Here is a 22,892-nt window from a genome sequence, read left to right as displayed (position 1 = left end):
CGCTCCGGCTCAATCCTTCAGGCTTGCCTCGATCAGCATGTCGGCGATCACTGCGACCGAACCGGCCGGCCCGCCCTCGTGGAAGATCTGGCCGCTGACGAAAGCGCCTTCGATCAACAGCAGCAGCCCGTCGGCGAGCAAGCCCGGATTCCTGGCGCCCATGCGCTCGGCCATGCCTTCCAGGCGCTCGCGCAGCAACACCTTGCCGCCCTCGGCGACCATGCGGGCGGGATTGTCCTCCTCCGGATATTCCACGGCGGCGTTGCTCAGCCCGCAGCCGCGATAGCCGGCCAGGGTTGCCCTTTCGCCGAGGCCTGCCAGGTAGTTGCGCAGATGGGTGCGCGGGTCGTTCTCGAAGCCGACGCCCGCACCCTCGAAGCGGGCCCAGAACTCGGCGTCGTAGACCCGGACATAGGCGGCCGCTAGTTCATCCTTCGAATTGAAGCAGCGATAGAGCGTCGGCTTGGTCACGCCGGCTTCCGAGGCGATGGTATCGACGCCCACAGCCCGGATTCCCTCCTTGTAGAAGAGTTCGCGCGCAGTCTTGAGGATGCGTTCCGCCGCGCGTGGCTGCGGTGGCGAAGCGGCGTTTGCGGATCCGGTCATTTGCCTCTTTCCAATTTCCGACAACGATGTTACAGACCGGTACGTATCAAGTCAATCTCGACATCCTACAGGTCTCCCGATGCAGCGCGTCAGCCGCCGGCCCTTCGGCCAGAATTATGCATTCGTCGTCGTCGCCGTCATCTTCCTTTCCCTGCTGGTGGCGGCCGGTGTGCGTGCCGCGCCCGGGCTGCTGCTCCAGCCCCTGCACAAGGCATTCGGCTGGGGTATCGACACGATCTCGCTTTCGGGGTCGATCGGCATCCTGCTCTATGGCCTGGTCGGTCCCTTCGCCGCCGCCCTGATGAACAAGTTCGGCATCCGCCGGGTGCTGGTCATCGCTCTGACGCTGATGGCCGCCTCGATCGGCCTTAGCCTGCTGATGACGCAGTCCTGGCAGTTGATCGCGACCTGGGGCGTGCTCTCCGGGCTCGGGTCGGGCTGCGTCGCCATGGTGCTGGGTGCCACCGTCGCCAATCGCTGGTTCAAGACCAATCGCGGCCTGATCATGGGGCTGATGGCGGCCAGCGCGGCAACGGGCACGCTGATCTTCCAGCCTGGTCTTGCCAAGCTTTCCGAGATCGGCGGCTGGCAATTGGTGGTCGCGGCCGTGGCGATTGCCTGTGCTGTCCTGATTCCGCTTGCCTTCTTCCTGGTGCCCAACCATCCCAGTGACATCGGCCAGCGCCCCTATGGCGCCGATCCCTCCGCGCCGATCGAGCCGCCACAGGCCCAGACCGGCCTCATCGACGCCTCGCTCGGCGCGCTGGTGCGGGCAGCCCGCACGCGCACCTTCTGGTACCTGTTCGCCACCTTCTTCATCTGCGGCTTCACCACCAACGGCCTGGTGGGCATGCACCTGATTTCCTTCTGCGGCGACATGGGCATCCCGGAAGTGCAGGCCGCCGGCCTGATGGCGATGATGGGCATCTTCGACCTCTTCGGCACCACTTTCTCGGGCTGGCTGACCGATCGATACGATCCGCGCAAGCTGCTCTTCATCTATTACGGCCTGCGCGGCATCGCCCTGATCTATCTGCCCTTCAGCGGCTTCAACATCTATACGCTCACCATTTTCGGCGTGTTCTACGGCCTCGACTGGATTGCCACCGTGCCGCCGACCGTGCGCCTGACCAACGAGGCCTTCGGCGATCGCGACGCCCCCGTGGTGTTCGGCTGGATCGCGGCCGGCCACCAGATCGGCGCCGCCAGCGCCGCAGCCCTGGCCGGCTATATGCGGGTGCTGCAGGGAAGCTATGTCGAGGCCTTCCTCTTCTCGGGCCTCACCGGTATCGTGGCGGCGCTGATCGCCCTCCTGATCGTGCGCCAGCGCGTGACGGCAGTCGCGGCTGCCTGACCGCCGCTGCCAGAAAATTGCCGGCCGCGTCAAGCTGCCGGTTTGCGCCGGGCATTTGTTAGACTAATGTCCGGCCGGTTTCGTTATCTCTAGGATCTTCCCGATGACACTGCATGCCCGTAACTTCATCGCCGGCGAATGGGTCGCCTCGTCCGATCTCGCGCCGGACGTGAATCCCTCCAACACCGCCGAGATCGTCGGGCACTTCCCCCGGGCGACCAAGGCCGAAGCCGAAAAGGCCATTGCTGCCGCCAAGGCTGCGTTCCCCGGCTGGAGCCGCTCGACCCTGCAGGAGCGCCATGACGTGCTCAAGCGCATCAGCGACGAGATCCTGGCACGCAAGGAGGAGCTCGGCGCCATCCTGTCGCGCGAGGAAGGCAAGACCCTGCCCGAAGGTATCGGCGAGGTGGCGCGGGCCGGCCAGATCTTCGGCTTCTTTGCCGGTGAAGCATTGCGCCTGGCCGGCGAGATCATCGGCTCGGTCCGTCCCGGCGTCGGCGTCGAGGTGACACGCGAAGGCATCGGCGTGGTCGGCCTGATCACGCCCTGGAACTTCCCCGCCGCCATTCCGGCCTGGAAGATCGCCCCGGCGCTCTGCTACGGCAACACCGTGGTGCTGAAGCCGGCCGACCTGGTGCCGGCCACCGCGCATGCGCTGGGCGAGATCATCGCCCGTTCCGGCCTGCCGGCTGGTGTGTTCAACCTGGTGATGGGCCGCGGCTCGGTGGTCGGCGAGGCGCTGTTGTCCTCACCCGACGTCGATGCCATCTCCTTCACCGGCTCGGTCGGTACCGGCCGCAAGATCGCCGCGACCTGCGTCGCCTCTTCGCCGATGAAGAAGGTGCAGCTCGAAATGGGCGGCAAGAACCCCTTCGTCGTGCTCGATGATGCCGACGTCAAGGTGGCGGTGGAAGCCGCCGTCAACGGTGCCTTCTTCTCCACCGGCCAGCGTTGCACGGCCTCCTCGCGCCTGATCGTCACCGACGGCATCCACGATGCCTTCGTTGCCGCCCTCGTCGAGCGTCTCAAGGGCCTCAGCGTCGATGATGCCATGAAGGCCGGCACCCATATCGGCCCGGTGGTTGACCAGAGCCAGCTCGACCAGGACCTGAACTACATCAAGATCGGCAAGGACGAGGGCGCCAAGCTCGCCTTCGGCGGCGATCTGGTGAAGCGCGAGGCACCCGGCTTCTATCTGACGCCGGCCTTGTTCACCGGTGCCAGCAACGACATGCGCATTGCCCGCGAGGAGATCTTCGGGCCGGTCGCCGCCGTGGTGCGCGTCAAGGATTACGACGAGGCGCTGGCTGCCGCCAACGACACCGAATTCGGCCTTTCCGCCGGCATCGCCACCACCAGCCTGAAATACGCCACGCATTTCAAGCGCAATGTCCAGGCCGGCATGGTGATGGTCAACCTGCCGACGGCGGGCGTCGATTATCACGTGCCGTTCGGCGGTCGGAAGGGTTCGAGCTACGGCCCGCGCGAGCAGGGCCGCTACGCCGCCGAGTTCTACACCACGGTGAAGACCAGCTACACGCTGGCCTGAGGCGGCTCGCCTTCCGTCAACTTGGCGAGGGAGCGCGCGAGATTGGCGCGCGCTCTTTCCTCCAGCCTTTCGGCGAAAAGGTTGCTGAAATAGAGCCGCGGCCGGGCCATGAAGCGCCGCAGCACGGCCGCCCGCCCGATGCGCCAGGCTGCTTCGGTCACATGGGCATATTCGCGCCGCACCGCCGCCTCATAGGCATCGAAGCGCGCTGCCTCCGCGCCGAGGACCTGCAGGTCGAGATCGAGGAAATAGGCCATGTCCGCCCGTTCCTGCGGGCCGACATCGCCTGCAAGCTCATGTTTTCGGGTGGCCAGGATCAGCGTCGCCACCCGTTCCAGTCTGCCCTGCCCGAGCCGCCTGCCGAGAACCTGCCGGGCAAGATCGGCGCTGCGCTCCTCATTGTCGGGCGCCGCGGCATCGTAGATGGCATCGTGGAACCAGATCGCGAGTTCGACGGCTTCGGCATCATGGAGGAGGGGGCGACAGTCCTGCAGCTCCGCCAGCATGGCCTCGATATGGCCGATATCGTGATAATGCCGGTGCGGATCCCGATAGGCCGTGAGCAAATCGGCGAAAGCCGGCTCGGGGATGGCCGCCGGTCTGGCGGGATTATCACCAGGGTTCATCGCAGCAACTCCCGGCGCGTCCATTCGGCCAGATTGCCAGAATCGTCACGGGCTCCGGCACCAGATTGAAGCTCGGCGAGCAGGTCCCGGCTGAAGGCTGTCGCGCCGATCTCGTCGATCAGCCTGAGAATGACGGCCTGCGCCTCGTCCTGACTGGCCTGCACCTCGGCGGGCGTATGCCGGCTCCACAGATAACCCTTGTCGTTATAGCCGGCGATGCCATGGAGATGGTCGACGAGACGCTGCCGGGTGGTGGTCAAGCTGGACTCTCCGCTGGACTCGGACGTCCATATGCCCGGAACTTATGCCTCAAATCGCACCCGAAAGCTCGAAATTGCCGGCATTGAGAAGGTTGGCGATGATGCCGAGCGCCTGTCGCAATTCGCCGCGCGAGGGTGCGGCCCCCACATTGATGCGGACGGCGTGGGCCAGGGTTTCCCGCCCGATTGCGAAGGCATCGGCGGGCAGCACGCCGACGCCGCGCTGGCGGCAGGCCCTGGCGAAACTGGCGCCGCGCCAGGGCTCGGGCAGGTGCAGCCAGGCGTGGGGCGAGGCTTCGTGGGTCTGGATGTCGAAAGCGGCGAGCGCTTCAGCGAGGATTGCCTGGCGCTCGCGAAGTTCCTCGCGCTGCCGCTCGATGATGCGAGCCGCCGTTCCTTCCTCCAGAAGGCTGGTCGCGATCAGCGGAATCAGCGGACTGACGCTCCAGCAGTCGATCCGCAGCGCTGCCGCGACATTGCCCAGTACCGCGCGCGGCGCCACGACGAAGCCAAAGCGAAGCCCGGGCGCAACGCATTTCGACAGGCCGCCGACATAGATCGTGAGTTCCGGCTCCAGACTTGCGAAGGAGGGAAGGGGAGTTTCGAGCAGTGGGCGATAGACGTCGTCCTCGATGATCAGCACGTTGTGTCGTCTGGCGATTGCTGCAAGGGCGCGGCGCCGGCTCTCGCTCAGGGTCACCGTCGTCGGATTGTGCAGGCTGGGCACCAGGAAGACCGCTCGGGGACGCCAGGTCTGGCAGGCATCCTCGAAGGCGTCCGGGCGCATGCCTTCCCGATCTGCAGGAAGGCCGCGTAGATCGAGCCCGTGCGAACGGCACAGGGCGCTGATGCCTTGATAGGTGATCTGGTCGACCAGGATGACGTCGCCGGGCTGGGTCAGCGCCCGCAAGACGCAGGCCAGGCCATGCTGTGCCCCATCGGTCAGCACGACACGGCTGGCGTCGCCATCGCCTGCAATGTCCTGCAACCAGCCTGCGACGGCCGTGCGAGCCCAGAGCGGTCCTTCGGGAGGGTGATAGTCCTGCAAGGCGCCGAAGCGGCGATCCCTGGACAGGCGCGGCAGCAGCGCCGACAGGGCTTCGAGATAGGCGGAGGTGGCCGGCCGGTTTACCGACAGGTCGATCAGGCCGGCCTCGTCGCTGGGGGCCGACTTGAAGCCGGGATCGTCGCTTTCGCGGGGAGCCACCAGGGTGCCGCGGCCCGGGCGCGCCTCGACCAGGCCACGTTGCTGCAGGGTGGAGAAGGCGCGAGTGACCGTGGTGACGTTGAGGCCGAGGGCCTTGGCGATCTCGCGCTGCGGCGGCAACTTCTCGCCTTCCGTCAGATCGCCACGGGCAATGCGCTCGCCGATGGCATCAGCAAGGCGTTGATAGATCGGCCGGTCATTTTCCGGCAGCTCCAAATTGTCAAGCATCTGCGTTTGGCGTTCCCGGAGACCACCCTTTGGCCCCTCTTAGCATGGTCAATGACATCAGACAATGCAGGTTGTATGCGGCTTATCATAGGTGTTCTGCCAATTGTAACCCATACAATCTCGGTGCCTCGTTCAATTGTGGGGCCTTGACGTGGTCCAACTTCGCAAATATGGTCACTCAAATAAAAGTTGTATGACCATACAATGCTAACGCAAGGTCAGGCGCTTCGGGTTCGGAATGGAACCGTGGCGGCAGCAGAGGGCAGCCCGAACGGGCGCAGCGAAGGGGAGGTCGGGACAGCGATGGCAGCCCAGTCAGGCGACGGCGAAAAGGATGGCGCCAAATTCGTCGAATTCATCGACGTCGAGAAGATGTATGGCAGCTTCCATGCCGTGCGGCGGCTCAATCTCGATATTCGCCGCGGCGAGTTCCTGACCTTCCTCGGGCCCTCCGGATCCGGCAAGACCACCACCCTCAACATGCTTGCCGGATTTGAGCGGCCCAGCGAGGGCATGATCCGCCTGGACGGGCAGCCGGTCGAGCGGATGCCGCCCTATGAGCGCAATATCGGCATGGTCTTCCAGAATTATGCGCTCTTTCCGCATATGAGCGTGGCCGACAACGTCGCCTTCCCGCTGTCGGTGCGCAAGATCCCCAAGAGCGAGATCGGGCCTCGCGTGGTCCGTGCCCTCGAAATGGTCAAGCTTGCCCAGTTCAAGGACCGCAAGCCGACGCAGCTTTCGGGCGGCCAGCAGCAGCGTGTCGCCCTGGCGCGTGCGCTTGTCTACGAGCCTACCCTGGTACTGATGGACGAACCGCTCGGCGCCCTCGACAAGAAACTACGCGAGCATATGCAGATCGAGCTCAAGCAGCTTCACGAGATGCTGGGCGTGACCGTCGTCTATGTGACGCATGATCAGAGCGAGGCCCTGACCATGTCGGATCGCGTCGCCATCTTCGAGAGCGGCGAGATCGCTCAGATCGGCTCGCCCGACCAGCTCTACAACGACCCGGCAACGGCCTTCGTCGCGAGCTTCATCGGCGAGAACAACGCTCTCGACGGCACGGTGGAACGGGTGAATGGCGACGAATGCGCCGTCATGTTGCCCGACGGGCTGAAGGTCATCGCCAAGGCGGTCGGGCCGCTGCCCCAGGGCGCGCCGGTCCAGCTCGCCATCAGGCCCGAGCAGATCAAGCTGGCGGCCGAGGTGAACGGCCACGACAACCGCATCGGCGCCACGGTCGATGGCTGCATCTATCACGGCGACCATCAGCGCCTGCTCGCCCGGCTCGCCAATGGGCAGATCCTGACGGTCAAGATTCGGCCCGAAGCCAGCATGGCCATGGGCGAGCCTGTCGATCTTGCCTGGTCGACCGGCGACTGCCGCGCCTTTCCGATGGGTACCGCGATAAGTGGTGGGCATTAGCGCACCTTACGACCGAACGAGCCTGCCAAGAGGCGCAAGGACACGTCGAAACGCAGAGTTAGGGCGAGAGAATATCCAACCATGAAAGCGCCTTGCTCTGGATAACCGGGAGAGAACCATGAGACGCCTGAGATTGTCGCTCGCACTCGCGCTGGCTGGAGCAGCGCTCTGTCACCAGGTGCAGGCCGCCACTGCGGGAGAGCTGACCATCATGGCGACGGGCGGCGCCTGGCAAGCCGCTCTGCGCCAGGCCTGGTTCGAGCCTTTTGCCAAGAAGGCCGGCATCACCTTCAACGAGCAGGAATATACGGGCGAGCTCGGCAAGATCAAAGCCATGGTGGAGACGGGCGACGTCCCGATCGACCTGGTTACGGTCGAGACCTCGACCGTGCTGCAAGGGTGCGATACCGGCGTCCTGATCCGGCTGGATTACGCCAGGATCGCCGATCGTTCGCGTTTCCTCCCCGGGACGGCCTTGGATTGCGGCGTCGGCATCGATGTCTACGGCGATGTGCTCGCCTATGACTCCAGCGTGCTCAAGCAGGCTCCCGCTTCGGTGCTCGACATCTTCGATACCCAGAAATTCCCCGGCAAGCGGGCCATGCGCAAGGCACCGGCCCAGAACCTCGAATGGGCACTGATGGCCGATGGCGTGCCGATCGACCAGGTCTATGACGTGCTTGCCACGCCGGAAGGCGTCGATCGCGCTTTCAAGAAGCTGGATACCATCAAGAAGGACATTGTCTGGTGGGATGCCGGGGCCCAGCCGGCGCAGTTGCTCGCCTCCAAGGAGGTGGTGATGACCACGGCCTGGAACGGCCGCATCCAGAGCGCCATCGACCAGGACAAGCGCCCCTTCGCTTTGGTCTGGAACGACCAGATCGTCGAATTCGACATGGTGGCCATTCCCAAGGGCGCCAAGAATCTCGACCTCGCCTATCAATATCTCAACTATGTGGCCCAGCCCGAGGTCAGTGCGCAGCTCGGCCGCTTCATTCCCTACGGTCCGGTGATCAAGGATGCGACACCCTTCATTCCCAAGGAAGTCCTGCCCAAGCTTCCCACCGCGCCCGAGAACATGCAGCGGCATCTGGTGGCCAATGTCGAGTTCTGGGGCGATCACGGCGAAGACCTGGTGAAGCGCTTCAACGCCTGGCTGGCGCAATAAGCCACGGCCGCAACTGCAAATACGATCGGGCGGCTCGCCGCTCGATCGCAGACCCGCGAGGGAAAGCCCATGTCATCGAGCGCGACGGCGACAATCCGGACGAGACGGAACTGGGAAGGGCTGCGACCCCTGGGGCTCGCAATGCCGCTGCTCGTTCTCCTCATCTTCAGCTTTGGCGCGCCCATCCTGGCCCTGTTGTCGCGGGCGATCTATGAGCCCACGATCGCCAATACCCTGTCGCGCACGGCTGTCGCCTTGGGCAAGGACGATGCCAACGTGCCAGGCGAGGAGACCTTCCAGGCTTTGGCCGCCGACCTGAAGGATGCGGCCGGCGCCGGCTCCATCAATGAGTTCGCCAAGAGCTTGAACACGCGCCTGCCGGGCGCGCGCAGCCAGATCTTGCGTCTTGGGCGCAGCACGGCGTCAGGCCAGCCGATGGACAAGGCGAGCATGATCAAGGCAGCGCCGCTTCTCGGCCAGGATCGCAGCTGGACCGCGATCAAAGGCGGCCTGAACGGGTTCACCTCTTTCTATTTGCTGTCCGCCTTCGACCTGCGTTGGACCGACCAGGGCAGCATCGGCATGGTGCCTCCTGACCAGGCCGTCTTCCTGCGCGTGATCGGGCGAACCTTCTTGATCGCGACATTGGTGACGCTGGGAACGCTGGTTCTCGGTTTTCCCCTGGGCTATTGGATGACCAATCTGCGGCCGGCCCTGGCCGGGATCGTCCTGGTGCTGGTGTTGCTGCCCTTCTGGACCTCGATCCTGGTGCGCACGGCCGCCTGGACCGTGATCCTGCAGAAATTCGGCCTGCTCAACGATCTCTTGCTCTGGCTCGGCCTGGCCTCGGAGCGGCTGGAACTGATGTACAGTCGCACCGGGCTGGTCCTGGCGATGATCCATATCCAGCTGCCCTTCACCCTGCTGCCGATCTACAGCGTGATGCGATCGGTCCAGACTTCGCAGCTCAGGGCGGCCCAATCGCTCGGCGCCAGGCCCTTCACGGTGTTCCGGCGGGTCTACCTGCCGCAGGTGATGCCTGGCGTGCTGGCGGGCTGCCTGCTCACCTTCATCCTCTGCCTGGGCTACTACATCACCCCGGTGCTGGTCGGCGGGGCCAGTGATCAGCTCGTTTCCAACTTCATCGCCAACTACGTCAATGTCGAGCTCAACTGGGAAATGGCGGCGGCCCTGAGCTTCGTGCTGCTGGCGTCGACCCTGGGGCTCTATATCGGCATGACGCGCTATCTCGGCCTCGACATCTTCAAAATGGGATGAGCCAACATGCTGTCGCCCTATCCAACGCTCGGCGAACGGATCCGCGTCGGCCTGCTCTGGACCTGGTGCGTCCTGGTGCTGATCTTCCTGGTGGTGCCCATCTTCGTGCCGGTGCCGCTGTCCTTCAACTCGGGGTCCTTCTTCACCTTCCCACTCCAGGGCGTGTCCACGCGCTGGTACGAGGTGGTGCTGGGCACGCCGCGCTGGCTCGCGGCTATCGGCAACAGCCTGCTCATCGGCATCGGGGCCACCATCCTGGCCACCGTGCTGGGGACATTGACGGCGATCGGCCTCTCCGATCCACGTTTTCCGGCCCGGCGCCTGATCGTACCGCTGCTCATCTCGCCCCTGATCGTGCCGGTGGTGGTGACCGCGGTCGGCACCTATCTCTTCTATGCGCGGATGGGCCTCGCCAACAGCTATGTCGGCATCATCCTGGCCCACACGGTGCTGGCGAGCCCCTTCGTCGTGGTCACGGTGGGGGCGAGCCTGTCCGGCTTCGACCGCAACCTCATGCGGGCGACCGCCATCCTTGGTGCCAGGCCTCTGACCGGCTTCTTCCGCGTGATGCTGCCGCTGATCCTGCCCGGCGTGCTGTCCGGTGCGGCCTTCGCCTTCGTGACCTCCTTCGACGAGGTGGTGGTGGTGCAGTTCCTCGCCAGCGCCAGCCAGCGCACGCTGCCGCTCGAAATGTTCACGGGCCTGCGCGAACAATTGAGCCCCGCTATCACCGCTGCGGCGACCCTGATGATGGGGCTCTCGATCATCCTGCTGGTGGTCGCCAATCTGCTGGCAAGGCGGTCGCGACGGATGGGAGAGGCCGTCGCGCCGTAAGCTGCACCGGAGAGAGCCTCAGTCGTAGAAGCCCGGAGACTGCTTGAAGCTCGGCCAGGCGTCGGGGTCGTGGCCGGTGACCACCTTGGCATCCGTCTTCGCCGCCAGGGACCGCAGCTTCTGCACGGAGCGCACCGTATCGACCGTCGAGGCAAGGAAGCCGGGCAGGGCCCTCTCGTTCCAATGGTCGAGCGTGTAGGCGGCATCGACAGCCAGCAGGATGGCGCCGCTCTTGGGCAGGGTGACCAGGAAGGACTGGTGACCCGGTGCATGGCCGGGCGTGAAGATCATCTTGAGCGTGCCGTCGCCGAACAGATCGTAGCCATCGGTGGCCTCGGCCTCCAGGAATTGCCATTTCAGGCCGGGCCGGTCGAAATCCGCGCGGATATAGCCGCCGGCGGCGAACCAGTCCGGCGCATAGGCATATTCATATTCGCGGCGTTGCACGACATGCACGGCATTGGGGAAGCGGCCGATCGCGCCGGTGTGGTCGAGATGCAGATGCGACTGCACGACATGGGTGACGTCGTCAGGCGAAATACCCATGGCGGCAAGCTTCTGCACGCAGCCATCGCTCTCCTGCATCACCGGCCAATAGGTCTTCGAGATGCCGCCCCAATAGCCTCGCGGATCGCTGGCGCACTCGACGGCATTGCCACCATCGATCACCACCAGCCCCTTGGGGTGCTTGAGCAGGTACCAGGGCACGGGGATCTCGTAGTCCGTGTTGGCACCCTGATTCATCTTGATGTTATGCAGCTTGCACTTCAGCGTGCCGCACTGGAACATGTGCAGTTCGATCTCACCCATGCTTTCCTCCTGGTATTTTTTCCGTCCGGCATGCCTACCAGTTGCGCAGGGACTGGCGCATGACGGCCTCGATCCCGGCGGCATCGATGGCCTTGGGTGCGCCGACTAGGAGGCGTTGCTGCTTGAGCGCCCCTTGCACCAGAGCGGGAATGTCTTCCTCGCCATAGCCGAGTTCGGCGATGCCCGATGGTGCACCCACAGCCTTCATCAGCCTGATCAGGGTGTCCGGCAGCGAGTCCGGGCCCGGATTGGCGATCGGCCCGGCATTGAGGAGCTCTGCCGCCTGGATGTGCTTGTCGGGCGCCGCGTCATAGGTGAAGCGGAACACGGCGGGGGAGGTGACGATCACCGAAAAGCCATGCGGCACGAAATTGTGGCTCGTTTCATAGCCGGGGGCGCTGTAGCTGTGCTTGAGGCCGGCGAGGGGATAGGCGCAGGCATGCGGGATGTGCACCCCCGCCGTGCCGAAGCCGATGCCGGCCATGGTGGCGCCGAGCATCATGGTGCCGCGCGCTTCCAGGTCATTGCCGTCGCGGACGGCGCGCTCGAGGAAGCGCCCGCCGAACTCGATCGCCTTGAGGGACCAGATGTCGGCCACCGGATTGCTGCCCTGATAGGGCGGCCGATCATCCGGCGTGGCTGGGCGCGGCCGGGCGTCGAAGGGGCGGGAGATGAAGGATTCCACCGCGTGGCAGACGACGTCGAGGCCGCAGGAGGCCGTGACCGCTCCCGGCGTGGTGCGCGCCAGTTCGGGATCGACGATGGCCAGCGTCGGCCGCATGTAGCGATGCGAGATGCCGGTCTTCATCTTGAGTTCGGGAATGTCGAGGACCGCCACCGTGGTCGCTTCCGAGCCCGAGCCGGACGTGGTCGGGATGGCGATCAGGGGGCGCAGGGGCGAGGGGGGCTTGCGGCCGCCGCCGACAGGCGCGTTGACATAGTCGATGATGGCGCCGCCATGACTGCGGATCAGGTTGGCCACCTTGGCGGTGTCGATGGTCGAGCCCCCGCCCAGGGCAACGAAGCCGTCGACATCCTGGGATGCGGCGAAGGCCGCAGCTTCCCCCAGCGATTCGATGGTCGGCTCGACGAGAATGCTCTCGAAGACGCTGATGCCGACGCCGGCGCGCGCGATAATGCCGGTGACGCGTTCGGTAATCCCGAGCCGGCGCAGCCGAGGATCGGCGACCAGCAATATCTTGTGCAGCCCAAGGCGCTTGAGCTCCCAGTCGAGTTCCTCGACCGCCCCATTGCCGAATTTGAGCTGCGTTGCCTCCAGGGTGAAGATGGTCTCGTTCGCGCCCCGATCGATGGGTGCCATCGTCATGTCCTCCTGCGCCGGCGATCATTCTGCCGAGCCGGGCGAGGGAGCCGCGCGGCCAGTCCGTGATCGGGTCGTATGTCCTGACTTGCGAAGTTGATGGGAGGCTTCCACAATGGTAGAAACATGTCAATATCACATAGTGACATGGTCATATGATGAATTTAGTCTCGCGATGTTTTGAAACGGATTGTCGGTCCGCGTAACATTTCCAATCCCGGCAATGGTCCGCTCGAGAATCCAGGAGGAGGCGTATTTGGCCCTCAAAGAGCGAATGCGCCCGGTCCCGGAAGCTGCGGGGCCTGTCGGCGATGAGGACAGGCGGATCGGCAGGCCCTTGCCTCTGGCCGATCGGGTGGTTGCCGCGCTGCAGGAGGATATCGAGAAGGGGCGCTATGAAGCGGGTGCCCGCCTGCCGACCGAGCCCGAACTGGCCGCCAGTTTCGGCGTCAGCCGCACGGTGATCCGCGAGGCGGTATCCCGGCTGAAGGCCGATGGCATCGTAGTCAGCCGCCAGGGCGCCGGGGTTTTTGTCAGCGCCGCCCCGCTGCAGCGCTCCTTCCGTATCCGGGATGCCGAAGTCGGCAGCGGCATTGCCCTGCGCGAGATCTTCGAATTGCGCCTGTGCCTCGAAGTGGAAGGTGCCGGTCTCGCCGCAGTCCGCCGTTCGCAAGACGATCTCGCCACGCTCCGGCACTGGCTGCAGGAAATGGATCGCACCAAGCTTGGCGAGGATCTCGGCGTCGGTGCCGATATCGAGTTTCATCGCGCCGTCGCGGCGGCAAGCGGCAATGGCAAGGTCGCCGATTTCCAGCGCTATCTATCCCTGCTGCTGCATCAGAGCGTGACGGTTGCCCGCAGCAACACCCTGACGCAGAAGGGGCCGGCTCATGTCGACAGCGTCATCGAGGAACATGGCGACATCTGCCGTGCCATCGAGGCGGGTTCGGCTGCGAATGCGCGCAGCGCCATGCGCCGCCATCTTTTGCGGGCGGCGACGCGGCTGGGTGTGATCGGGGAGGAAGAGGCGGCGCTCCTGGCTTAGGGCGCCGTCATTCGTCATAGCCGCCGGCCGGAATGTCCTGGATCGAGCCCGTATAGTCCTCGGACGGCGGCGGTGCCCCGCCGGCACCACGCTGCGCGGCGGCGACCCAGCCGGCGGGAGGGCGCGGGCGGCAGATGCTCTTGCTGCGTACGCCGTGGCGGGCGAGATCGAGATGCAGATGGTTGTCGTGCAGCGGCGCGCCGGGGCCGAGCACGGTGGTGAACTTGGCGCAGGCGCCAAAGGCGATATCGCGCCAGAAGCCGCGCTCCTGGGCCGAACCACGCCAGCCGGTCAGGATGCGCGTCTCGCGGCCGTCGGCCAGCTTGAAGCCCTTGACGTCAACGGCATTGGCGAAAGCGTGTTCGGACATGCGGCCGAAATGGCCATTGTTGCGCCGGCGGCAGGAATAGCTGCCGAACGTCGTCATCTCCACGATCGGGGATCCGAAATTGGCCATCGCCGCCGGCTGCACGTCCTGAACCAGCCAGCGTGTGATGGCGGGGATCATCGAGCAGGACAGCACCAGGCTGCGATCCATCGAGACCGAGAAGGGGCCACCGTCGGCGATACGAACCGGACCGGGGGATGGAGCAGCCCGGTAGGACATCGGAGCCGAAGCGTCGCCGTCACCGATCGCTCCGGTCTGGTCGCCGACCGCTGCAGGCGGCAGCAAGCCATCCGGTGCGCCCGATGGTTGCGGAGCATATTGCGGCTGAGGTGCCTCATTCGGCTGAGGTGCCACGGTTGCCGGTGCGCGGGGCCGCAGCGCCGCATAGACGGGCGCGGCAGGTGCTCCGGTGGTATTGAGGGCGGTGACGCGGAAGGGGTGGTCGACACCGCAGACGCCAGGTCCTTCGATCGCCTGGGCGATGCGAATGCCGGCGGTTTCCCGGACCTCGCCGGAAGCAAGGCACTGGGATTCGGCCTGGGCACGCCAGGGTTCTCGCTCTTCGAGATTGAAGAACGACCCGCAACCAGCCAGGCTACCCAGAACCGTACCCAGCACGAGAGAACACGCAACGCGACGCAACATACCCGGAGTTTACCGGCCATTTTCAAAAAGAAGCGTTAACCGCGCGGACGTGATCGATTTCATCCACGCGGGTCGCTTCCACGATGGCCAATCAGGCCAAAAGCGTGTATGCCGCTTTGCCTTTTCCAAAGAGAAAAGTGTCATCCATGCCCACGGACGATGATCGGCCTTTGGCGAATTACATCGCGATCGTCCTCGCCGGCGGCGAAGGGCGGCGCATGGGCTGCAACAAGCTGTTGCTCGATATTTCTGCCCGCCCGATGATCCGCCATGTCGTCGAGACCATCCGCGGCGTCATCGCCGACGTCATTGTGGTGACCGGCCACCAGCGGGAACGCATCGAGGAGGCGCTCGTCCGCACACCGGTCGAATTCGTGGCTTCGCCTCCGTCCGATGGCGCGGCGACCGCAATCCGGCGGGCTTTTGAGCGCGCGCGCCTGCTCGCGGCCCAGAGGCGGTACGACGGTATCATGTTATGTGTCGGCGATCAGCCGCGACTGACGGAGCGTGAAATCGCCGGTTTGATCAAGCAATACAGCGCCGGCGACCGGCGCAAGGCACTGGTTCCGGTACGCGGCGAGCGAAGAGGCTACCCCGTGATGATACCGCCGGATTTTGACGTGGAGGGCGTTGATCTTTTGAGCGAAAGTCTGATTGCCGATTATCCCGACCAAATCGCGGCTTTTCCTACACGCAATCCTGTCTATGATTCCAGCTTGGACACACCGGAAGATTTTCGGAGCTTTTTTGCAATCTCGGAACGTCTCTAGCACGTACTTTAATACCTAGAGCGCTCCGTATCGCGTGGAATTCGTCGGACTAGTTGCATGCGTGGGATGGCCGAATGTGGCCGTAGACGTTAGGTTTTGTGTGTTAAACTTTTAAAACAAAACCTAATACCAAAATATTGGCGTTTAAATTTTTGAAATATTTTGTATTTGTCTCTTTATATATTGAGTTAAATCTTAAATCCATGAGGATACCTCGCTAGTCAATTTTGCTTACAGGCCTATACCCGTGAGGTTAATCCACATTCGTACGGCGCATATCTTTGTATACCGCTTATGCAAGTCTTGCCCATTCGCGCGGTTGACGCTAAGGGCAGGTTGATAGAGCTCTTACCAGCCGCGAGGTCCGCAATGTCGTTCACGCTCACCCCCGAAAATACCCTCCCGGTCGACGGTGTCGCCGGGACATTGATCGGGCGTGTCTGGCTGCCGGATGTCGAGGGACCGGCCGTCGTGGTTGCCAAGGAGGATGGCCTGCACGACATTACCTCCAGCTTCCCGACGGTCAGGGATCTCTGCGAAGCGCGAAATCCAGCCCAGGCTGCCAAGGCGGCACCCTCCACCGAAATCGGGGCCCTGGCGGAAATCCTGGCCAACACGCCGCCGGCCAACCGCGACCTGCGCAAGCCCTGGCTGCTGGCGCCGATCGATCTCCAGGCCATCAAGGCGGCCGGTGTCACCTTCGTGGTGTCGATGCTCGAGCGGGTGATCGAGGAGAAGGCGCGGGGAAACTCGGCTGCAGCCGCTTCCCTCAGGGCTGAGATCGTCAAGCTGGTCGGTGACGACCTGGCGCGCCTGCGTCCCGGCTCGGCCGAGGCTGCAAAGCTGAAGGAGGTGCTGATCGCCCAGGGCGCATGGTCGCAATATCTGGAAGTCGGTATCGGACCGGATGCCGAGATTTTCAGCAAGGCCCAGCCCATGGCGGCCGTCGGTACCGGCGCCGATGCCGGCCTTCATCCCAATTCGACCTGGAACAATCCCGAGCCGGAAGTGGTGCTGGTGGTTTCTGCTGCCGGCAAGATCGTCGGCGCGACGCTGGGCAACGACGTCAACCTACGCGATTTCGAGGGCCGGTCGGCCCTGCTCCTCTCCAAGGCCAAGGACAACAACGCATCGGCGGCGGTCGGCCCCTTCGTGCGCCTGTTCGACTCCACCTTCTCGCTCGATCATGTCAGGCGCGCCGACGTGACGCTGGAGGTACGCGGGCCCGAAGGCTACCGGCTCACCGGCATGAGTTCGATCTCCAAGATCAGCCGCGATCCTGGCGATCTCGTCTCGCAGATGATCGGCGTCAACCATCAGTATCCCGACGGCGCGGTCCTCTTCCTGGGCACCATGTTCGCGCCCATCGATGATCGCGACGAGAAGGGTAAGGGCTTCACCCACAAGATCGGTGATATCGTCACCATTGCTGCCCCCGAGCTCGGCTCGCTCACCAATCGCATGGTGCGCAGTTCCGACGCACCGCCCTGGACCTTCGGTGCCAGCCACCTCCTGCGCAACCTGGCCAGGCGCGGCTTGCTGTGATCGCCCACAGGCGGGCTGCCGCGTAACGGCGGATCCGGATGAAACTCCGAAGGCGCTCCCATTCAGGGCGCTCTCGCAGGCAATACCGTTCTCTTCGGCGGGTGGCTTCTGGATAGCCGGGTCAAGCCCGGCGCATCCACTCCCTCGAGCGATGCTGCCGCCTTCAGGCCAGTTCTTGCGAACGCAGCTGCTCTGGCGGGTGGCCGGCTGCTACGAAGCCCCGGACCGTCAGCCCGATTTTCCAGTTCTTCTGTTTGCCGGTGATCGAGAAGAGATTGTAGGAGGCCGGCCAGCGGGCACGCTCCGGGGCGGCCGAGGCCGAGGGGGTGCAGACCACCGGTATCGGCCCCTTGGGGCCCTTGATGCGATGCACCAGCCCGGTGTGGATATGCCCGTGCAGGACGAGCTCTGCCCCGGTACGGCGCAGCACGGCGTTCAGCCGGTCGCAATCGATCAGCATCGCGGTCGGTCCGGCATCCTGACGTCGCACGGGATGATGCAGCATGACCACGCGGCAATAGCCTTCATGCTCCAGATGTTCGAGGATGGGGCCGAGCTTGGCGATCTGGCGCGGACCGAGCTTGCCGGTAGCCATGAAAGGCGCGGTCGGAATCGCACTGGACAGGCCGACAAGCGCCACTTTTCCGCGGATGCGCACATAGGGAAAGCGCTCGTCCTCGTCGAGGGGATGGGCGCCGGCGTTGTCGCCGCGCATCCAGGGATCGAAGGCCGAGAGCAAATGGAGGGCGCCGCCCTTGGTGTAGGCATCGTGATTGCCGGGCACCAGCGAGACGAAGTCGGGCGCGCCGACGGTTTCGAGAAAAGCGCGCGCCGCCGGATACTCGCCAGGCAGAGCGAGATTGACCACGTCGCCGGTCAAGGCGATATGGTCGGGCGCCTGCGCATGCAAATCCACCAGGAGTTGCTGCAGCACATCCATGCGGTGGACGTCCCGGCGCCCTCGATTCCAGTTGATCCAGCCCAGAACCCGCTTTCCCGCCAGTTCCTTGGCCCTGGCTCGCGGCAAAGGCCCGATATGGGGGTCTGAAAGATGCGCGAGCTTGAACATGAGGAGGCAATCGGGGAGGCGGGGTAATCACGAAGCGACAGGCAGTGACGCTAGCGTGGCCATATGGCCTGCCTCTGTCAACGCAAAACGCCTGCGCGTTCTCGCGAACGGCAGGCGTCGTTTTGGCCGGGGACCATCAACCGCCGCTACGCTGCGGGACGATCGTTAAGCTTTGCTGAAGGTCAACAATGCGACAGTGTCGCGGGTAGCCTGGGTCTTGGCACGGATACGAACGGCGCTGGCAAGCAGCCGGAAATAGGTAAACATCGAACTATACCGGGGCGAAGGCCCCTGGGTCTCCTCTATTGGGGTGGCGCTTCTATACCGCAGGAACAGGTATTTTACCAGCCGGTAAAGGCTGCTTGGCGCGCTGGACAGCCATGCATGGGCGAGATGGCAGGGTGTGTGAAGTTTTTTTGCGATATGATCCCAGACAGGGCCTGGCCACTTCCTTCCAATCACTGAGCGTCGATGAATGAATTCTTCTTCAATTACATTGCGACAGAAGATCGGACGTCTGGTGACTCCGCTTTTCATGGTCTATTCCCGCATGCAGCGCGGTATGACTTTGGGCGTGCGCGCCGCCGTGCTCGACGGGCAGGGCAGGGTCTTTCTGGTGCGGCATACCTATGTGCCGGGCTGGTATCTTCCGGGCGGGGGTGTCGAGACCGGGGAAACCGCACTGGAGGCCCTGGCCCGTGAGCTGGATGAGGAGGGGCATATCCATCTCGATGCATCGCCAGAGCTGCAGGGGCTCTATTGGAATCGGGAGATCAGCCGCCGCGACCACATTGCCTTCTTCTTGGTGCGGCACTACACCCAGGCACAACCCCGCCTGCCGGATCACGAGATCGCTGAGGCCGGCTTCTTTCCCCTCGATGCCCTGCCGGAGGAAACCACCCAGGCGACCCGCCGTCGGCTCGATGAAGTGGCGGGACGGCGACAGCCGGATGGCCTGTGGTGATGCGGCGGTCCGTGCCGAAGGCATTTGCGACGCGCGGGTTCCCGAAATGGCACGATCCGCGCAGCAAAATATCGTCCGATCGATAAATCCGGTTGTAAGGCGGCCTCTTTTGCTGTACGCGCCGGCCATGATGACGAAGAGCCTTCAGCTGCGACGACGAACCGTGGTTTCGCCCCACTCCCTTTCGCGCGCCTGAACGGTCAAGCCGGCGGGCGCTCCCTGCCTGCCGGAACCACGCAATGCCTGAAATCGCCATCGACCTCACCCCCGAGACGCCCGACGACGGTGCCGTCATCGACAAGCTGCACGAACGGGCCTTTGGGCCCGGCCGCTTCGCCCGCACGGCCTTCCGCCTGCGCGAAGGCGTGCCGCCGCATCCCAAACTGTCCTATGTGGCACGCATCGGTTCGATGATCGTGGGCTCGATCCGGCTGACACCGATCCATGTCGGCGAGGCCCCGGCCCTGCTGCTCGGCCCCCTGACGGTGGAGCCCGCCTTCCGCTCGCGCGGCATCGGCCTGACGCTGATGCAGGCCAGCCTGACCGAGGCCGCCGAGATTGGCCATCGGCTCGTCATCCTGGTGGGCGACGAGCCCTATTACAGCCGGGTCGGCTTCACGCGCATCGCGCCAGGACGGGTCATGCTGCCCGGGCCGGTCGATCCCCTGCGCCTCCTGGTGAAGGAACTGGTGGAGGGGGCCTTCGAAGGGGTTGCGGGCGCTGCGCGCGGCGGCTGAACCGGCCGGGCATTCCAGATATCGGGCTGGTCAGGTGGTCATGCGCACTGCTTCGTCCAGGATGGCCTGACGCTGTGCGCCATCCTCCGTGAAGCCGCCGTCGATCCAGGCCTGCTCGGCGCGCGCGAGGATGCGGCCGATGCGCGGGCCAGGCTTGATGCCGAATTGCGCGAGATCCCTGCCGCTGAAGGGGGGCTCGGGAATGCTCCAATGCTCCGGTAAAGCCAGGGCCTCGGCAAAATCGGCTTCGGGGTGGTGCGCGGCCGCGACGAGCATGCCGTCGCGATAAAGCTCCGGGCCCAGGCGATAAAGCCATTCCCGGGCCTTGGGAAGGGTGGGGGCGTGTCTGACGCGCTCCAGCAACAGGGCAATCGTGGCCAGGCGTTTGGCCTCGGCGTTCGATAGCCGCAGCCGTGCCGCCAGCCGCTCGGCATCCTGCCGCGTGAACAGGCTGAGGGCCGCCAGCCGCCGGATGGCGTCGGGTTTCGTCTGGCCCCGGGCTTCGAGGTCCGCGAGGCGACGAAACGCCTCGACGCGTGAGATACCCCCCAGCAGAATGCCGAGAAAACCGGCAGCCTCGATCTCGGCGAGGACCTCGCTGGCGTGCGGCGCCGTGAGCAGTTTGAGGAGCTCGGCCCTGATGCGTTCGGCCGAGAGCCGGCGCAGGCCCTCGCGTCCGCGTATCGCCGCTGTGAAGCTCGCTTTATCGAGCGGTCCCTGCCCGAAACGGGCATGAAAGCGAAAAAGACGCAGAATGCGCAGATAATCCTCGGCGATACGCTGATCGGCCTCGCCGAGGAAGCGGACCCGCCGCTCGGCGATGTCGGCAAGGCCGCTGGCATAGTCGTGCAGCCGGCCGTCGGGGGTGAGCGAGAGGGCATTGATGGTGAAGTCGCGCCGGAATGCGTCGGCCCGGAAGTCGCGGCCGAAATGCACCACGGCGCGGCGGCCGTCGGTCTCGATGTCCTCGCGCAGCGTCGTCACTTCGAGCGGGTGGCCATCGATGACCACGGTCACGGTGCCGTGCTCGATGCCGGTGGGCACGACCTTCCAGCCGCGCGCCCGAGCCCGGGCCTGGGTCTCGACGGGCAGGGCCGTGGTGGCGATGTCCCAGTCGGCGACGGCCTCGCCGAGCAGGGCATTGCGCACGGCGCCTCCCACCACCCGCGCTTCTTCCCCGTCTTGGTTCAGGGCCGCGAGCAGCGTCGACAAGGGGGGCTTGTCGAGCCAGGGGAAACGCTCATCCATCCGGTCATGCATCCAATGGCATCTTCAAGAAAAGTCGTCGGGCTGCTCAGCTGAGAAAATACGTCAAAACAATAAGTTAGAGAGAAAATCCGATTCGGAGAATGCGCACTTTTCCCTATCGTGTCTGAGGCTCGACCAGCTTGCCGTCCTCCATATGCGCGGGGACATAGGCACTGCCGGCAGGGGCTCCGCCATAATGGGCAAAGAGCGCCAGGCCAACCGCCATGCTCACCACACCCAGCGCGATCAGTCGCAGCAGCGGGACCCCTGTCCGCTCGGGGGTGCCAGGCTGGCCGCCGCGCAGCAGCACCCAGATCCCATAGACCAGGAAAGGCAGGATGAACAGCACTGCCTCGAACAGGAAAGGCCGGAACATCAGCTTGCGACCTTCATCGTCTCAGCCATAGATCCGCTCATAGAGGGTATGGATGATCCCCGCCGTCACGCCCCAGATATAGTGGCCCTGCCAGGGAATTGCATAATATTGGCGCATGGCACCGCGCCATTCCCGGCTTTCGGCAATGTGGTTGGCCGGATCCATCAGGAAGGCGAGCGGGCATTCGAACACGCTGTCGACCTCGGCGGGATTGAGATGCAGCACCATGCCCGGATCGGCCAGGGCCACCACCGGCGCGATACGGTAGCCCGAGCCCGTAAGATAGAGATCGAGATAGCCGATCGGGCTGATCAGGCTGGCCGACAGCCCGACCTCCTCCTCGGCCTCGCGCATCGCAGCTGCCAGGGCGCTGCCGTCGTCGGGATCGATGCGACCGCCGGGAAAAGCGATCTGGCCCGAATGGTTGCGCAGTGCGCTCGAACGATGGGTGAGCAGCACCGTGGGTCCGTCGGGCCGGTCGATGAGGGCGATCAGCACGGCCGCTGGCTTGGAGGGCGCCGCGGGCAATTCGGCAAGCAGGCCGGGGGAGAAGCGGTGATCGCCATGATCAGGCACGCTGTCGAGATGGAGCCCTGCCGGCGCCTCGACGGCAAGCCGGTGTCGGGCTCGTTCGAGGAAGGCCTCGAGCTCGGGATGGTGGGTCTCAGGGGGCAGGGCGGTCAGCATGTCAGGGATTGGTGTTTCGAGGCTCGGCACCGATTTCATCGGCAGGGGCCATGGCAAAGAAGCTGCCGCCAGAGGCGACGCCGAACAGGGCGACCCCGTCGACTTCCCGGATCTCGCCGAGGTCGGCAAGATCGTAATAGAGAGCGCGATTGACCCGAGCCCAAAGGCCGGCGCGCACATGCACATAGGGCTTCAGCCCCTCGGAAGCCCCGCTCTCGAACCGCATGGGATGGTCCGGGCCGGCCTCGGTCCAGTCGTCGACATTGGTGCGGAAGGATAGGATCTGCCCGCCTGCGCCTGTTTCCACGCGCATTTCCACGGCGACGAAGGGCACGTCATCCACTGCGATGCCGACGCGCTCCACCGGCGTCACCAGCACATAGCGATCCTCGTCACGGCGCAGGATCGAGGCAAACAGCTTGACGAGTTCGATCCGCCCGATCGGGCTCTTCATGTAATGCCAGCTGCCATCGGCCGCGATGCGCATGTCGATATCGCCGCAGAATGGGGGATTCCACAGATGCACCGGACGGGCGCCGGCATGTTTGCCGGTTTCCTTGACGGCCTTGGTCAATCCGGCCAGATCGGTCTGGGCCATAGTCGAAAACACTCGGTGATAAAACGGACGTGAAAACGACAGACAAGCTCTCGCTCCTGCCTTAGTTGCTCTCTAGTATCCTGCGATACAAGGGAATCGCGCAAGCTTTCCCATTATCCAGCGCCTGTCCGGCGCGTTTCCTGCGAGGCAT

At 64.5% G+C, this 22,892-nt stretch carries 23 protein-coding genes; 11 read left to right on the top strand and 12 right to left on the bottom strand.

Annotation, left to right across the window (positions count from 1 at the left end):
- Nucleotides 1-9: 9 nt before the first annotated feature.
- Nucleotides 10-606, bottom strand: a complete 597-nt coding sequence (locus ABXS05_RS12910; protein ID WP_311933641.1) for a TetR/AcrR family transcriptional regulator — start codon at nucleotides 604-606, stop codon at nucleotides 10-12.
- A gap of 79 nt (nucleotides 607-685) precedes the next feature.
- Between ABXS05_RS12910 and ABXS05_RS12905 the strand changes: the two genes are divergently transcribed.
- Entirely contained in the window at nucleotides 686-1,960 is a 1,275-nt protein-coding gene (locus ABXS05_RS12905) for an MFS transporter (protein ID WP_311933638.1), read from the top strand.
- A 103-nt stretch (nucleotides 1,961-2,063) separates the two neighbouring features.
- The gene (locus ABXS05_RS12900) at nucleotides 2,064-3,509 is read left to right on the top strand and encodes an aldehyde dehydrogenase family protein (RefSeq protein WP_367624178.1); all 1,446 of its coding nucleotides are present in this window, start codon (nucleotides 2,064-2,066) and stop codon (nucleotides 3,507-3,509) included.
- On the opposite strand, the gene ABXS05_RS12895 is transcribed toward ABXS05_RS12900, so the two are convergent.
- Genes ABXS05_RS12895 through ABXS05_RS12885 form a run of 3 tightly spaced genes read right to left on the bottom strand, consistent with a single transcriptional unit; the run spans nucleotide 3,494 to nucleotide 5,830 of the window.
- Entirely contained in the window at nucleotides 3,494-4,135 is a 642-nt protein-coding gene (locus tag ABXS05_RS12895; protein WP_367624177.1) for an HD domain-containing protein, read from the bottom strand. The two genes, ABXS05_RS12900 and ABXS05_RS12895, sit on opposite strands and share 16 nt — an antisense overlap.
- Complete coding sequence (locus ABXS05_RS12890) at nucleotides 4,132-4,395, bottom strand: hypothetical protein (protein ID WP_367624176.1); 264 nt, start codon at nucleotides 4,393-4,395, stop codon at nucleotides 4,132-4,134. Before ABXS05_RS12890 ends, ABXS05_RS12895 begins: the two co-directional genes overlap by 4 nt.
- A 49-nt stretch (nucleotides 4,396-4,444) precedes the next feature.
- Nucleotides 4,445-5,830, bottom strand: a complete 1,386-nt coding sequence (locus ABXS05_RS12885; protein WP_367624175.1) for an aminotransferase-like domain-containing protein — start codon at nucleotides 5,828-5,830, stop codon at nucleotides 4,445-4,447.
- Nucleotides 5,831-6,133: 303 nt separating this feature from the next.
- Between ABXS05_RS12885 and ABXS05_RS12880 the strand changes: the two genes are divergently transcribed.
- The 4 genes from ABXS05_RS12880 (at nucleotide 6,134) to ABXS05_RS12865 (ending at nucleotide 10,538) form a co-directional block, all read left to right on the top strand.
- The gene (locus ABXS05_RS12880; protein ID WP_367624174.1) at nucleotides 6,134-7,258 is read left to right on the top strand and encodes an ABC transporter ATP-binding protein; all 1,125 of its coding nucleotides are present in this window, start codon (nucleotides 6,134-6,136) and stop codon (nucleotides 7,256-7,258) included.
- A 118-nt stretch (nucleotides 7,259-7,376) separates the two neighbouring features.
- On the top strand, nucleotides 7,377-8,426 hold the full coding sequence (locus ABXS05_RS12875; protein ID WP_367624173.1) for an ABC transporter substrate-binding protein: 1,050 nt from the start codon (nucleotides 7,377-7,379) through the stop codon (nucleotides 8,424-8,426).
- 141 nt (nucleotides 8,427-8,567) lie between these two features.
- Nucleotides 8,568-9,704, top strand: a complete 1,137-nt coding sequence (locus ABXS05_RS12870) for an ABC transporter permease (protein WP_367624172.1) — start codon at nucleotides 8,568-8,570, stop codon at nucleotides 9,702-9,704.
- 6 nt (nucleotides 9,705-9,710) lie between these two features.
- Entirely contained in the window at nucleotides 9,711-10,538 is an 828-nt protein-coding gene (locus ABXS05_RS12865; RefSeq protein ID WP_367624171.1) for an ABC transporter permease, read from the top strand.
- Nucleotides 10,539-10,556: 18 nt separating this feature from the next.
- Here ABXS05_RS12865 and attM read toward each other — a convergent pair whose 3' ends face one another.
- Both attM and ABXS05_RS12855 read right to left on the bottom strand, forming a co-directional pair.
- Nucleotides 10,557-11,348: an AttM family quorum-quenching N-acyl homoserine lactonase gene (attM, locus tag ABXS05_RS12860; protein WP_367624170.1), complete on the bottom strand. Its 792-nt coding sequence runs from the start codon at nucleotides 11,346-11,348 to the stop codon at nucleotides 10,557-10,559.
- Between the two features lie 34 nt (nucleotides 11,349-11,382).
- The gene (locus ABXS05_RS12855) at nucleotides 11,383-12,675 is read right to left on the bottom strand and encodes a hydroxyacid-oxoacid transhydrogenase (RefSeq protein ID WP_311933630.1); all 1,293 of its coding nucleotides are present in this window, start codon (nucleotides 12,673-12,675) and stop codon (nucleotides 11,383-11,385) included.
- A 250-nt stretch (nucleotides 12,676-12,925) separates the two neighbouring features.
- On the opposite strand from ABXS05_RS12855, the gene ABXS05_RS12850 reads away from it, so the two are divergent.
- Nucleotides 12,926-13,714: a FadR/GntR family transcriptional regulator gene (locus tag ABXS05_RS12850; RefSeq protein WP_311933627.1), complete on the top strand. Its 789-nt coding sequence runs from the start codon at nucleotides 12,926-12,928 to the stop codon at nucleotides 13,712-13,714.
- A gap of 7 nt (nucleotides 13,715-13,721) precedes the next feature.
- Here ABXS05_RS12850 and ABXS05_RS12845 read toward each other — a convergent pair whose 3' ends face one another.
- Nucleotides 13,722-14,720 (bottom strand): extensin-like domain-containing protein, encoded by a 999-nt coding sequence (locus ABXS05_RS12845; RefSeq protein ID WP_367624169.1) that lies wholly within the window; start codon nucleotides 14,718-14,720, stop codon nucleotides 13,722-13,724.
- A gap of 110 nt (nucleotides 14,721-14,830) precedes the next feature.
- Here ABXS05_RS12845 and ABXS05_RS12840 point away from each other — a divergent pair, with 110 nt between their 5' ends.
- Together ABXS05_RS12840 and ABXS05_RS12835 are read left to right on the top strand one after the other, a co-directional pair.
- Nucleotides 14,831-15,517, top strand: a complete 687-nt coding sequence (locus ABXS05_RS12840) for a nucleotidyltransferase family protein (RefSeq protein ID WP_367624168.1) — start codon at nucleotides 14,831-14,833, stop codon at nucleotides 15,515-15,517.
- Between the two features lie 369 nt (nucleotides 15,518-15,886).
- Nucleotides 15,887-17,062: a fumarylacetoacetate hydrolase family protein gene (locus ABXS05_RS12835; RefSeq protein ID WP_367624167.1), complete on the top strand. Its 1,176-nt coding sequence runs from the start codon at nucleotides 15,887-15,889 to the stop codon at nucleotides 17,060-17,062.
- A gap of 163 nt (nucleotides 17,063-17,225) precedes the next feature.
- On the opposite strand, the gene ABXS05_RS12830 is transcribed toward ABXS05_RS12835, so the two are convergent.
- Nucleotides 17,226-18,131 carry a metallophosphoesterase family protein gene (locus ABXS05_RS12830; protein WP_311933620.1) on the bottom strand — a complete coding sequence of 302 codons (906 nt, stop codon included), beginning with the start codon at nucleotides 18,129-18,131 and terminating at the stop codon, nucleotides 17,226-17,228.
- A gap of 520 nt (nucleotides 18,132-18,651) precedes the next feature.
- Between ABXS05_RS12830 and ABXS05_RS12825 the strand changes: the two genes are divergently transcribed.
- Entirely contained in the window at nucleotides 18,652-19,095 is a 444-nt protein-coding gene (locus tag ABXS05_RS12825) for an NUDIX domain-containing protein (RefSeq protein ID WP_437178656.1), read from the top strand.
- A 239-nt stretch (nucleotides 19,096-19,334) separates the two neighbouring features.
- Nucleotides 19,335-19,832 (top strand): GNAT family N-acetyltransferase, encoded by a 498-nt coding sequence (locus tag ABXS05_RS12820; RefSeq protein WP_311933616.1) that lies wholly within the window; start codon nucleotides 19,335-19,337, stop codon nucleotides 19,830-19,832.
- Nucleotides 19,833-19,862: 30 nt separating this feature from the next.
- Here ABXS05_RS12820 and ABXS05_RS12815 read toward each other — a convergent pair whose 3' ends face one another.
- The 4 genes from ABXS05_RS12815 to ABXS05_RS12800 form a co-directional block, all read right to left on the bottom strand.
- Nucleotides 19,863-21,080 (bottom strand): CCA tRNA nucleotidyltransferase, encoded by a 1,218-nt coding sequence (locus tag ABXS05_RS12815; RefSeq protein WP_367624166.1) that lies wholly within the window; start codon nucleotides 21,078-21,080, stop codon nucleotides 19,863-19,865.
- Between the two features lie 115 nt (nucleotides 21,081-21,195).
- Complete coding sequence (locus ABXS05_RS12810) at nucleotides 21,196-21,456, bottom strand: DUF6111 family protein (RefSeq protein WP_311933613.1); 261 nt, start codon at nucleotides 21,454-21,456, stop codon at nucleotides 21,196-21,198.
- Nucleotides 21,457-21,477: 21 nt separating this feature from the next.
- Entirely contained in the window at nucleotides 21,478-22,143 is a 666-nt protein-coding gene (locus tag ABXS05_RS12805; RefSeq protein WP_311933611.1) for a CoA pyrophosphatase, read from the bottom strand.
- A gap of 1 nt (nucleotide 22,144) precedes the next feature.
- Complete coding sequence (locus tag ABXS05_RS12800; protein WP_367624165.1) at nucleotides 22,145-22,741, bottom strand: DUF1285 domain-containing protein; 597 nt, start codon at nucleotides 22,739-22,741, stop codon at nucleotides 22,145-22,147.
- Nucleotides 22,742-22,892 lie beyond the last annotated feature (151 nt).

Origin of the sequence: Labrys neptuniae (assembly GCF_040797145.1) — a bacterium.
Lineage (GTDB): Bacteria > Pseudomonadota > Alphaproteobacteria > Rhizobiales > Labraceae > Labrys > Labrys neptuniae.
The sequence above is the reverse complement of the archived record's forward strand: the minus strand, read 5'-3'. Positions and strand labels throughout refer to the sequence as shown.